Source organism: Rhodobacter capsulatus (assembly GCF_005144475.1).
Classification (GTDB): Bacteria; Pseudomonadota; Alphaproteobacteria; order Rhodobacterales; family Rhodobacteraceae; genus Rhodobacter; species Rhodobacter capsulatus_C.
This window is the reverse complement of sequence record NZ_SWJZ01000007.1, coordinates 55484-67013: the sequence shown is the minus strand read 5'-3', so window position 1 is coordinate 67013 and position 11530 is coordinate 55484. Positions and strand designations below refer to the sequence as shown.

Annotated in this window: 10 protein-coding genes; 4 read left to right on the top strand and 6 right to left on the bottom strand. The window is 66.1% G+C overall.

The window, feature by feature from the left end:
• Window positions 1-66: 66 nt before the first annotated feature.
• From FBT96_RS01210 to FBT96_RS01200, 3 genes are all read right to left on the bottom strand, one after another.
• Window positions 67-1842, bottom strand: coding sequence for an acyl-CoA dehydrogenase C-terminal domain-containing protein (locus FBT96_RS01210; RefSeq protein ID WP_136904582.1), 1776 nt, complete (start codon window positions 1840-1842; stop codon window positions 67-69).
• Window positions 1843-1878: 36 nt separating this feature from the next.
• Window positions 1879-2262, bottom strand: a complete 384-nt coding sequence (locus tag FBT96_RS01205; RefSeq protein WP_136904581.1) for a MerR family transcriptional regulator — start codon at window positions 2260-2262, stop codon at window positions 1879-1881.
• A gap of 229 nt (window positions 2263-2491) precedes the next feature.
• Window positions 2492-2860, bottom strand: a complete 369-nt coding sequence (locus FBT96_RS01200) for a MerR family transcriptional regulator (RefSeq protein WP_136904580.1) — start codon at window positions 2858-2860, stop codon at window positions 2492-2494.
• A gap of 121 nt (window positions 2861-2981) precedes the next feature.
• Between FBT96_RS01200 and FBT96_RS01195 the strand changes: the two genes are divergently transcribed.
• The 3 genes from FBT96_RS01195 to FBT96_RS01185 are packed head-to-tail and all read left to right on the top strand — an operon-like array spanning window position 2982 to window position 5244.
• The gene (locus tag FBT96_RS01195) at window positions 2982-3419 is read left to right on the top strand and encodes a PaaI family thioesterase (protein ID WP_136904579.1); all 438 of its coding nucleotides are present in this window, start codon (window positions 2982-2984) and stop codon (window positions 3417-3419) included.
• Window positions 3416-3922, top strand: a complete 507-nt coding sequence (locus FBT96_RS01190) for a PaaI family thioesterase (RefSeq protein WP_136904578.1) — start codon at window positions 3416-3418, stop codon at window positions 3920-3922. The genes FBT96_RS01195 and FBT96_RS01190 overlap by 4 nt, the downstream gene beginning before the upstream one ends.
• Entirely contained in the window at window positions 3919-5244 is a 1326-nt protein-coding gene (locus FBT96_RS01185) for an MATE family efflux transporter (protein WP_136904577.1), read from the top strand. The genes FBT96_RS01190 and FBT96_RS01185 overlap by 4 nt, the downstream gene beginning before the upstream one ends.
• 108 nt (window positions 5245-5352) lie before the next feature.
• On the opposite strand, the gene trpS is transcribed toward FBT96_RS01185, so the two are convergent.
• Window positions 5353-6405, bottom strand: coding sequence for a tryptophan--tRNA ligase (gene trpS / locus FBT96_RS01180; RefSeq protein WP_136904576.1), 1053 nt, complete (start codon window positions 6403-6405; stop codon window positions 5353-5355).
• A gap of 87 nt (window positions 6406-6492) precedes the next feature.
• On the opposite strand from trpS, the gene FBT96_RS01175 reads away from it, so the two are divergent.
• Window positions 6493-7176, top strand: a complete 684-nt coding sequence (locus FBT96_RS01175) for a rhomboid family intramembrane serine protease (protein ID WP_136904575.1) — start codon at window positions 6493-6495, stop codon at window positions 7174-7176.
• On the opposite strand, the gene murJ is transcribed toward FBT96_RS01175, so the two are convergent.
• Both murJ and FBT96_RS01165 read right to left on the bottom strand, forming a co-directional pair.
• On the bottom strand, window positions 7177-8724 hold the full coding sequence (gene murJ / locus FBT96_RS01170; RefSeq protein WP_136904574.1) for a murein biosynthesis integral membrane protein MurJ: 1548 nt from the start codon (window positions 8722-8724) through the stop codon (window positions 7177-7179).
• Complete coding sequence (locus FBT96_RS01165) at window positions 8721-11483, bottom strand: [protein-PII] uridylyltransferase (protein ID WP_136904573.1); 2763 nt, start codon at window positions 11481-11483, stop codon at window positions 8721-8723. Before FBT96_RS01165 ends, murJ begins: the two co-directional genes overlap by 4 nt.
• Between the last annotated feature and the right edge of the window lie 47 nt (window positions 11484-11530).

Here is an 11530-nt window from a genome sequence, read left to right as displayed (position 1 = left end):
CCCCCCCCCCCCCCCCCCCCCCGGGGGCCCCGGGGCCCCACCCCCCCGGCGAAACCCGCGCCCGGATCAGAACTGATCGACCGACAGCCCCATCACGGTCTCCGAGCCGCTTTCGATCCGCGCCAGATGCAGCGCGCAGGCGGGCAGGTGCCGCGCCATGTAATAGCGCCCGGTGGTGATCTTCGCCTCGTAGAAGGCGCGATCCGAGGCGCCGCCCTCCAGCGCCGCATGTGCGGCCGCCGCCATCCGCGTCCACATCAGGCCAAGGCAGACATGCCCCATCAGATGCATGAAGTCATAGCTGCCCGAAAGCGCCGCATCCGGGTTCTTCGCCGCATTCTGCAGGAAGAACATCCCCGCCGCCTGCATCTGCTTCGAGGCCACCTTCAGCGGATCGGTGAAAGGCTTCATCCGCTCGTCGCCGTCATGCGCCTTGCATTCGGCCTTGACCATCTCGAAGAAGCCCATCAGCGGCTTGCCGCCCTCGGCCGCCAGCTTGCGCCCGACAAGGTCCAGCGCCTGCACCCCGTTCGCGCCCTCGTAGATCATGGTGATCCGGGCATCGCGGACGAACTGGCTCATGCCCTGTTCCTCGATATAGCCATGCCCGCCCCAGACCTGCTGCGCCAGAACGCTGGACTCGAAGCCCTTGTCGGTCAGGAAGCCCTTGATCACCGGCGTCATCAGCGAGATCAGCCCCTCGGCCTCGGCATCTTTCAGCCCATGCGCGCGGTCGATCAGCGTCGCGCCCCAGAAGGTGAAGGCCCGCGCCCCCTCCAGGAAGCTCTTCTGATCCATCAGCGCGCGGCGGATGTCGGGATGCACGATCAGCGGATCGGCCGGACCGGCGGGATTGGCGACGCCGGTCACGGCGCGCCCCTGCAGCCGGTCCTTGGCATAGGCCACCGCGGCCTGATAGGCGGCTTCCGCCACCGCATAGCCCTGCAGACCCACGCCCAGGCGCGCCTCGTTCATCATCGTGAACATCGCGCGCATGCCCTTGTGCAGATCGCCAAGCAGATAGCCCGTGGCGCCGTCATAGTTCATCACGCAGGTGGCCGAGCCGTGAATGCCCATCTTGTGCTCGACCTTGCCGACCGAGACCGCATTGCGCGCCCCCAAGCTGCCATCCGCATTCACCAGCACCTTCGGCACGATGAACAGCGAAATCCCCTTCGTCCCCTCGCCGCCGCCCGGCGCCTTGGCCAGCACCAGATGGATGATGTTCTCGGCCAGATCGTGATCGCCCGCCGAGATGAAGATCTTCGTGCCGGTGATCTTGTAAGACCCGTCCGCCTGCGGCTCGGCCTTGGTGCGCAACAGCCCCAGATCGGTGCCGCAATGCGGCTCGGTCAGGTTCATCGTGCCCGTCCAGTCGCAGGCCACCATCTTCGGCAGATAGGTCGCCTTCTGGTCGTCCGTGCCATGCGCCTCGATCGCCGAGACCGCGCCATGCGTCAGGCCCTGATACATGTTGAAGGCCATGTTGGCGGAAACGAACATCTCGCCCACGGCGCAGTTGATCACATAGGGCATGCCCTGCCCGCCGTAATCGGGGTTGCAATCAAGCGCGGTCCAGCCGCCCTCTTTCATCGCGGCGAAAGCCTTGTCAAAGCCCGTAGGCGTGCGGACGGCGCCGTTTTCCAGCTTGCAGCCCTGAGTGTCGCCCACCGCATTCAGCGGCGCCAGCACCTCCGAGGCGACCTTGCCCGCCGCGTCCAGCACGGCCTCGGTGAACTCGCGCTCAAGGTCGGCATAGCCGGGCACATCCTGCCCGGAGATCTTCAGAAGCTCGTGCAGCACAAACTGCATGTCGCGGATATTTGCGGTATAGCTCGGCATGGTCCTCTCCCTTGTCCGTTCGGCCGGGGGCGGGGATCACTCGGCCATGCCGGCAAACCTCTCCTCGCCCCAGGCGATCTGCGTCGCCAACTCCTCGATCGCCTGACCGAGTTCGTCGCGCTGACGCTCCATCTCCCGCAGCCGCTGACGCGCCAGTTTCAGCGTCTCGGCCATCTGCGTCTTCTGTTGGTCCCCCATGTCATAAAGGTCCAGCAGCTGACGAATATCCTCAAGGCTGAAGCCGAAGCGCTTGCCGCGCAGGATCAGTTTCAGCCGTGCCCGGTCGCGCCGGGTGAACAGCCGTTTCTGCCCCTCGCGCAGCGGAAACAGCAGCTCCTTCGCCTCGTAGAACCGCAAGGTGCGGGGCGTCACCTCGAACGCATCGCACATCTCGCGGATCGTCATTCTGTCGTCGCTCATCATGCCGCCCCTTGATTCCCTTTGCGTAACGTAAGGCGGCAGACCGAGCTTCCACCATCACATTACAAGTTTGGTTGACGTTCGCGTCACTGTAACGTCGCGTCACGGTGACCTTGACGTAATGTCAGACGGAAAAGCCCGGAAAAATGGAAAATCCGTTCCCCGCAAAACGCGGGCCAAGCGATCGCACAAAGTGAAAAAGGCCCCCGCGCGGGGGCCGATTCGAGGCTCAGTCGGTCAGGATGCGCGCGACATCGTCGCGCAGCGCGCGCAGGTCGGTGACCGCCGCCTGCAACTCCTCCAGCTGCTTGTCCAAGACGCCCAGCTGCCGGTCGGCCAGCGCGATCCAGGCGCGGTTCTGCGCTTCGGTGCCCTGATGGTCATAGATCAAAAGCCACTGCCGCAGCTCTTCCAGACTGAACCCGAAGCGACGGCCGCGCAGGATCAGCGTCATCCGCGCCACTTCGCGCGGCCCGTAATAGCGTGCCCTGCCCTCCTTTTGCGGCGAGAGCAGCTCGATATATTCGTAATAGCGCAGCGTCCGCGGCGTGACGTCGAACCGCGCGCACATTTCCTTGAAGCTCAGCACCTCTGCCATGGCTTGCTCCCCCTCGGGGGCGAAGCTAACGCGCGGTTGACGCAGCATCAACCACTCTCGCGCGCGGGGCGGCTTGCCATGGTCGCAACGCCACGGCATCGTGGCCAAAACCGGAGGGCACATGGACGACAGCAAGCTGAAACAGGCGCGGATGTTCATCGAGGCGATCCCGCATGCCCGCGCCCTGGGGATGCGGCTTGAGGCGATCGGCGGCGGCGCGGCGGAACTGTCGATGGACTGGCGCGAGGATCTGGTGGGCGATCCGCGCACCGGGGTCATTCACGGCGGCGCGGTCTCGGCGCTGCTCGACACCTGCTGCGGCGCCGCGGTGATGAGCCACCCCGAGGCGCCCGCAGGCACCGCCACGATCGACCTGCGCATCGATTACATGCGTACGGCGACGCCGCGCCAGCGCATCACCGCCCGGGCCGAGGTCTATCACATCACCCGCACCGTGGCGTTTTTGCGCGCAACCGCCCATGACGAGGAAGCGGGCCTGCCCGTCGCCTCGGCCACCGGCGCCTTTACCGTCGAACGCCCGAAAGGGGGGGCAAAATGAGCCGTCCGAAACCCGAACCCGTGCATCTGGTCAAGGGCCGCCGCGATGCCGCCCTGCGCGCGCTGGTCTCCGGCGTGCCCTATATCCGCTTTCTCGGCATCGAATTCGACCGCCGCGGCGACGAGCTGACCGCGGTCCTGCCCTATGACGACAAGCTGATCGGCAACCCGTTCATTCCGGCGATTCACGGCGGGGTGACGGCGGCCTTCCTCGAGGTGTCGGCGATCATGGAACTGTCCTGGACCCTGCTTTGGGAAGACATGGAGGCCGGGCGGATCGATCTTTCCGCCCCCGATCCGGTCCTGCCGCGGCTGCCGAAGACGATCGATTTCACCGTCGATTACCTGCGCTCCGGCCTGCCGCGCGACGCCTATGCGCGGGCGCGGGTGAACCGCTCCGGGCGGCGCTATGCCTCGGTGCATGTCGAGGCCTGGCAGGACAACCGCGCGAAGCTGTTCGCCCAGGCGACCGGGCATTTCCTGATGCCGGACCGGGAGGAATGACCCCGGTCACGCACGGCCGGGTGCTGCGCATCGCGGCGCCGATCGTGATTTCGAATGCGACCGTGCCGCTTCTGGGCGCGGTCGATACGGCAGTGGTGGGCCAGATCGGACAGGCCGCACCGATCGGTGCCGTCGGCATCGGCGCGGTGGTGCTGGCCTCGGTCTACTGGATCTTCGGCTTTCTGCGCATGGGCACGACCGGCCTTGTCGCGCAGGCCAAGGGCGAGGGCGACACTCTTGAAGTCTCGGCCGGGCTGATCCGCGCCGTCGGGATCGGGCTCACTGCGGGCCTGTGCCTGATCGCGCTGCAGGCGCCGATGCTCTGGGCCGCCTTTCAGATCGCCCCCGCCTCGGACGAGGTCGAGACACTGGCGCGCGACTATCTGTCGATCCGGATCTGGGGGGCGCCCGCGACGATCTCGCTTTACGCTTTCACCGGCTGGCTGATCGCGGTCGAACGCACCCGCGCCGTGCTGGCGCTGCAACTTCTGATGAACGGGCTGAATGTCGGGCTAGATCTGTGGTTCGTCCTCGGCCTTGGCTGGGGGGTCAAGGGGGTGGCAGCAGCCACCTTGATCGCGGAGCTTTCGGGGCTGGGGCTGGCGCTCTGGCTTGCCCGCCCGGCCCTTGTGCCGGGACTGAGCCGGGCGGTGATCCTTGCCGCCGCGCCGCTGAAACAGATGGCGCGGGTGAACGGCGACATCATGATCCGCTCGGTGATCCTGCAGGGCAGCTTCACCGCCTTCCTGTTTCTGGGCGCGGGTCAGGGTGATGTGAACCTCGCCGCCAATCAGGTTCTGCTGCAGTTTCTGAGCCTCACCGCCTATGCGCTGGATGGTTTCGCCTTCGCGGCGGAAAGCCTGGTCGGACAGGCGGTGGGCGGGCGGTCTCCGGCCCGGTTGCGCCGTGCCGCCGTGGTCGCCTCGCAATGGGGCGTGGCGGGCGCGGCGCTGCTTTCGGCGGTATTCCTGATCTTCGGCGGCGCGATCATCGACATGATGACCACCGCGCCCGAGGTGCGGGACACCGCCCGGACCTATCTGCCCTGGATGGGGCTGGCGCCGCTTCTTGGCATTGCCGCCTGGATGTTCGACGGCATCTTCATCGGCGCGACGCTGACGCGCGAGATGCGCAACGCGATGCTGCTGTCGGTGGCGATCTACATCGCCGCGCTCTGCGCGCTGATCCCGGCTTTCGGCAATCACGGGCTCTGGGCGGCGCTGATGGTGCTGAACCTCGCCCGCGGCGTGACGATGGCGCGGCTTTACCCCCGGGCCGAGGCGAAGGCCGCACCGGCGCAGGGGGGCGCTGCCCCCCTCTGAGCTGCGCTCATTCACCCCCCGGGATATTTGGGGCAAGATGAAACCGATCCCTTTCATCTTGCTCCAAATATCCCGGGGGTGCGGGGGCAGAGCCCCCGCCCTGGCCGCTTATCGCGAGCGGATCATCCCCATGATTTCGAGCGTCTTTTGCAGGATCGGCTGGGCGATCGCATCGGCCTTCGCGGCGCCCTGCCCCAGGATCCGGTCGATCTCGGCCGGGTCGTTCATCAGCCGGCTCATCTCGGTCGAGATCGGTTCCAGCTTCGACACCGCCAGATCGGCCAGCGCCGGTTTGAACACCCCGAAGCCCTGCCCGGCATATTCGGCCACCACCTCGGCGGGGGTCTTGTCGGCCAGCGCCGCATAGATGTTCACCAGGTTGCGCGCCTCGGCCCGGCCCTCGAGGCCCTCAAGGCTCTCGGGCAGCGGCTCGGGATCGGTCACCGCCTTGCGGAACTTCTTCGCGATCGTGTCGGCATCGTCGGTCAGGTTGATCCGGCTCGCATCGGACGGATCCGATTTCGACATCTTCTTGCTGCCATCGCGCAGGCTCATCACCCGGGTCGCGACGCCCTCGATCAGCGGCAGGGGCGCCGGGAAGAAATCGACGCCGTAATCATGGTTGAACTTCGCGGCGATGTCGCGGGTCAGCTCCACATGTTGCTTTTGATCCTCGCCCACCGGCACCATCGTCGCGTGATAAAGCAGAATGTCGGCCGCCATCAGCGACGGGTATGCGAATAGCCCGAGCGACTGCTTTTCCGCATTCTTGCCCGCCTTGTCCTTCCACTGCGTCATGCGGTTCATCCAGCCCATCCGCGCGACACAGTTCAGAAGCCAGCCCAGTTCCGCATGGCCCGAAACCTGGCTTTGGTTGAACAGCACCGAGCGCGCCGGGTCGATGCCCGAGGCGATGAAGGCCGCCGCCGCCTCGCGGGTCTGTTTCTTCAGCGCCTCGGGATCTTGCCAGACGGTGATCGCATGCAGATCGACCAGGCAATAGATCGTCTCGATGCCCTCGTCCTGCTTTTCGGCGAAGCGCTTGAGCGCGCCCAGATAATTGCCCAGCGTCAGGTTGCCCGAGGGCTGGATGCCGGAAAAGATCCGCGGCGTGAACTTGGCGTTGATCTCTTCGGGGGTAGGTTGCGACTGTTCGGACATCTCGGGCGCTCCGGGCTGGAAATTCGGATGTCTTGCGCTTATCGCTAAAGGGCGCGGGGCGTCAATGACACCCCCAAAGGAGGGACAATGCACCACGGCCATGACGAGCAACCGCTGAACCCGCTTCCCCCCGTGGTCTGGCTGCTGTCAGCCCCGATCATCGTGACGGAAATCCTGTTCGCGCTGGGCGGCACGGGCGCCCTGGGGCCGCAGGCGATGGGGTGGCGGCTGGCGATCCTGGGTCAGCTTGGCTTCGATCCGGTTGGCTTTCGCCAGATGGCCGAGATCGGGCTCTGGTCGCTGCCGGATCTGGCGCGGCTCGTCAGCTATGCCTTTGTCCATCTGAGCCTGACCCATGCGGCGATGGTGGTGGTCTTCGTCCTGGCGATCGGCAAATTCGTCGGCGAGGTGTTTCCGGGCTGGGCCGTCGCGGCGGTGTTTCTGGGATCGACCCTGGTCGGCGCGCTGGTCTATGCGCTGTTGCCCTTCACCCAGATGATGCTGATCGGCGGCTATCCGGGGGCCTACGGGCTGATCGGCGCCTTCACCTGGATCCTGTGGATGCGGCTGGGGCCGGGCAATCCGGCCCGGATGCGGGCGTTTTCGCTGATCGGGATGCTGGCGGGGATCCAGATCGTCTTTGGCGCGCTGTTCGGCATCGGGCCGGACTGGATCGCGGAATTTTCCGGCTTCGGCGCCGGGTTCCTGATCAGCTTCTTCGTCGCCCCGGGCGGCTGGCGGCACCTGTTGCGCAAGCTGCGCAAGCGCTGATCAGCCCCGGCGGCGGCGCAGCATCCCCTTGAGTTCCCCCAGACCATAGGCGCCCAGCGCCGCGCCCAGCGCGAAGTAAAGCGCGATGCCCGAGCCGCACAGAAGGCCCAGCGCCCCCCAGCGGGCCCCGCCCGGCTGTGCCAGCTGCGGCGCAAGCCAATCGGCGGTAAACCAAAGCTGCACGCCCATCACGCCCGAGACCAGTCCGATCCGCCACAGCCTGCGCCAGAAGCGGGCATCGGGGCGGGCGGCATCGCCCATTTTCCGCGCCCCCCACCAGAGCTGGCCGACCATCACCCAGCCCGAGACCGTGGTGGCCAGGGCGGCGGCGACAAAGCCCATCACCGGCATCATGCCGACGGCGAAAGCCGCGTTCACCCCCATCGAAACCAGCGCATAGTGGAACGGGCGGCGGGTATCCTCGCGCGCGTAGTAAAGCGGCTGCAGCACCTTTTGCAGCACGAAGGCGGGCAGGCCAAGGCCATAGGCGGCCAGCGCCAGGGCGGTGGCCACGGTATCCTCGGGCCGCCAGGCGCCGCGGTCATAGAGCACCGAAATCAGCGGGGTGGAGATCACCACCAGCGCCACGGCGGCGGGCAGGGTGAGAAAGAGGGCCATCTCTGCCCCGCGCGAGAAGCTGTCGCGCGCCAGATCATCCTCGCCCGCGCGCAGATGACGCGAGAGCACCGGCAACAGCACCGTGCCGATCGCGATGCCCACGACGCCAAGCGGCAACTGGTAAAGCCGGTCGGCATAGCCAAGCCAGGACACCGCGCCCACCGTGCCCGAAGCGACCTGCGAGCCGACAAGCAGGTTGATCTGTACCACGCCGCCCGTAAGCAGGGCCGGCCCGGCAAGCACGAGGAGGCGGCGAAAATCCGGGTTGAGGCGCGGCACACGTAGCCCCGGCACGAAGCCGAGCCGACGCGCCGCATAAAGCGTCCAGCCAAGCTGCGCGACGCCGGTAATCGGCACGGTCCAGGCAAGCGTCTGCCCCATCTCCCAGCCCATCTGCCGCGCCAGCAGCATCGCCGCGATGAAGACAAGGTTCATCAGCACCGGCACGAAGCCGCTTTCGGCAAAGCGGCCATGGGCGTTGAGCAGGCCCGAGAGCATCGCGAAAAGCGAGATGAAGCCGATGTAGCAAAAGGTGATGCGGCCGAAATCCACCGCCATGTCGAACCGTGCATCGCCTGCAAAGCCCGAGGCCAGCGCCCAGACCAGCCAGGGCATCGCCAGGGTGCCGATCACGACAAAGAGCGTCAGGAAGCTCGCAAGCCCCCAGAATGCATTTTGCGCGAACGCATCCGCATCTTCACCGCTTTCGAGCTTCTTGGCATAGATCGGCACGAAGGCGAGGTTGAAGGCGCCTTCCGCAAACAGCCTGCGGAACATGTTGGGAAGCTTGAATGCGATGTTGAAGGCATCCGCCACCGGCCCCGCGCCGAGGTAAGCCGCCATCAGCACGTCACGGGCAAAACCGGCCACACGCGAGACGAGCGTCCAGCTTCCCAGCGTCGCGACGCTGCGCAGCAGCCGCCCGCTCATGCCTGCCCCGCCCGCTCGGCGCCGCGGATGATCGCGTCGCGCAGCCGTTTTTCCAGCGATTCCTGTCGCTGCCCCGAATGCAGCTTCAGGCCGAACATGTCCTTGACATAGAAGGTGTCGACCACCTGCGCGCCATAGGTCGCGATCACGGCCGAGGCGATATAGATGTTCGACGAGGCCAGCGCGCGGGTCAGATCGTACAGCAGCCCGGGCCGGTCGCGGGTGTCGACCTCGACGATCGTGTAGATGTCGGAGCCCTCGTTGTCGAAGGTGATATGGGTCGGAAAGCGGAATTCGCGTTCGCGCTTCTTGATCTTGTCGCGATCCTTCAGCGCGTCGCGGGCCACCACCTCGCCCTTCAGCGTCTTTTCGATCATGCCCCGAAGCCGCGGCAGTTTCGCGGCCTCATAGGGGTGGCCCTCGCTGTCCTGCACCCAGAAGACGGCGGTCGCATAGCCGTCCTTCGAGGTATAGGTCCGCGCATCGACGACGTTCGCGCCGACCAGCGCCAAGGCCCCCGCCAGCCGCGAAAAGATCCCCGGGTGATCGGACAGCGCAAAGGCCGCCCGCGTCGCATCGTGATCGGGGTCGGGATGCAGGTCGATGCGGATTTCATCATCGCCAAGGCCGCGCAGCATCTCGGCAAAGATCGCCTGCGTGGCCGTGCCCAGCCCCTGCCAATAGGGGTCGTAATGCCGGGCCAGCTCGGTGCGGATGTCGCGCGGATCCCAGCCCGACAACGCCTCGCGCAGGGCCTTTTTCGCCGCGTCCGAGCGTTGCTCGCGGTTCACCGCCTCAAGCCCGTGTTCCAGCGCCCGGGTGGTGTCGGAATAAAGCCGGCGCAGCAGCGTCGCCTTCCAGTTGTTCCAGACATTCGGCCCGACGCCGCGAATGTCGCAGACGGTCAGCACGGTCAAAAGATCCAGCCGCTTGCGCGTCTTCACCCGCTTGGCGAAATCGCGGATCGTGCGCGGATCGGACAGGTCGCGTTTCTGCGCCACGTCCGACATCAAAAGGTGATGGCGGATCAGCCATTCGACCGTCTCGCAGTCCTCGGGCGAAAGCCCCAGCCGCGGCGCCACCTTGCGGGCGATCTGGGCGCCGAGGATCGAGTGATCCTCGGGCCGACCCTTGCCGATGTCATGCAGCAAAAGCGCCACATAAAGCACGCGCCGGTTCACCCCCTCGTCGAGGATATGCGACGAAAGCGGCAATTCCTCGTTCAACTCGCGCCGTTCGATCTGCGCCAGCGTCGAGATGCACTGGATCGTATGCTCGTCCACCGTGTAACTGTGATACATGTTGAACTGCATCATCGCCACGATCGGCTCGAATTCCGGGATATAGGCGGCCAGCAGACCCAGCTCGTTCATCCGCCGCAGCACCCGTTCCGGGTTGCCATGCTTGAGCAGCAGATCGAGGAAGATATGCGCGGCCTCGCGGCTGTCGCGCAGCTGGTCGTCGATCCGGTCCAGATTGGCCGCGATCAGCCGCATCGCATCGGGATGCAGCAGCATGTTGGTGCGCAGGGCTTCCTCGAAGATGCGCAGAAAGTTCAGCGGATCGGCCAGAAAAGCCCTTGTATCGGCGACGTTGACGCGGGAAATATCGTCAAGGAACGGCGCTTTCAGCGGTTTCTTGCGGCGAAAGAGCCGCTTCAGCACCGGCGCCGGTTTCGCATGCTGCGCCTCGAGCACGGTGAGGAAGACCCGCGTCAGCTCCCCCACCCGGGTCGCATGGCGGAAGTAATGCTGCATGAAGACCTCGACGCCGCGACGGCCCGCGGCATCGGCAAAGCCCATGCGCCGCGCCACCTCGACCTGCGCGTCGAAGGAGAGCTGGTCCGAGGCGCGGTTGGCGATCAGATGCAGATGGCAGCGCACCGCCCAAAGGAAATCCTCGGCCTCCTGAAAGACCGCATATTCCTCGGCGGTGAAGACGCCAAGGCCGACCAGATCGGCGGTGTCATTGACCCCGTGCAGGTATTTCGCGATCCAGTACAGCGTCTGCAGATCGCGCAGACCGCCCTTGCCCTCCTTGACGTTGGGTTCCAGCACATAGCGCTGCCCGCCCTGACGGCGGTGGCGTTCCGACCGCTCGGCCAGTTTCGCCTCGATGAACTGGGGGCCGGTGCCCTTGAACAGATCGTTGCGCAGGGTCTGGTTCAGCCGCTCGGCCAGCGCCGCATCGCCATCGAGATAGCGGTTTTCCAAAAGCGCGGTGCGGATGGTGATGTCTTCGCGGCCCAGCCGGATGCAGTCTTCCACCGTGCGCGAGGAATGGCCGACCTTCAGCTTCAGATCCCACAGCATGTAAAGCATGCTCTCGATCACGCTTTCCGCCCAGGGGGTGATCTTCCAGGGCGTCAGGAACAGCAGATCGACATCGGAAAAGGGCGCCATCTCGGCGCGGCCATAGCCGCCGACGGCGAGGACCGAGAGGCCTTCGGCCGCGGTCGGCGCCTGCAGCGGATGCAGCCGGGTGGTGGCGACGTGAAAGACGGCGCGGACAAGCCCGTCGGTCATCGCAGCATAGGCGGCGACGGTCTCTCCGGCCCGGCGCGGATGGGTGCCGAAATCGGCGATGATGCGCGGCAGGGCGGCCTCGCGCTCGGCCAGAAGGAAGCGGACCGTCTCGGCGCGGATGTTGCGGGCGTCGGCGTCCTGCAGGCTGGCATCCAGCCGGGCGGTCAGGGCGGGCAGGTCGAAAAGCAGGTGCGCCCCGGTGTCGGCCGGGGCGGGTCTGGCGCTGTCGCTCACGTGCGTCTCATGATGCTTGGGGCCTTTCGGCGGCGGATTTCGGCGGC

Excerpts from the sequence above, each read along its gene's own strand:
- FBT96_RS01210 (WP_136904582.1), bottom strand. The coding sequence starts at position 1,842 with ATGCCGAGCTATACCGCAAATATCCGCGACATGCAGTTTGTGCTGCAC.
- FBT96_RS01205 (WP_136904581.1), bottom strand. The coding sequence starts at position 2,262 with ATGAGCGACGACAGAATGACGATCCGCGAGATGTGCGATGCGTTCGAG.
- FBT96_RS01200 (WP_136904580.1), bottom strand. The coding sequence starts at position 2,860 with ATGGCAGAGGTGCTGAGCTTCAAGGAAATGTGCGCGCGGTTCGACGTC.
- FBT96_RS01195 (WP_136904579.1), top strand. The coding sequence starts at position 2,982 with ATGGACGACAGCAAGCTGAAACAGGCGCGGATGTTCATCGAGGCGATC.
- FBT96_RS01190 (WP_136904578.1), top strand. The coding sequence starts at position 3,416 with ATGAGCCGTCCGAAACCCGAACCCGTGCATCTGGTCAAGGGCCGCCGC.
- FBT96_RS01185 (WP_136904577.1), top strand. The coding sequence starts at position 3,919 with ATGACCCCGGTCACGCACGGCCGGGTGCTGCGCATCGCGGCGCCGATC.
- trpS (WP_136904576.1), bottom strand. The coding sequence starts at position 6,405 with ATGTCCGAACAGTCGCAACCTACCCCCGAAGAGATCAACGCCAAGTTC.
- FBT96_RS01175 (WP_136904575.1), top strand. The coding sequence starts at position 6,493 with ATGCACCACGGCCATGACGAGCAACCGCTGAACCCGCTTCCCCCCGTG.
- murJ (WP_136904574.1), bottom strand. The coding sequence starts at position 8,724 with ATGAGCGGGCGGCTGCTGCGCAGCGTCGCGACGCTGGGAAGCTGGACG.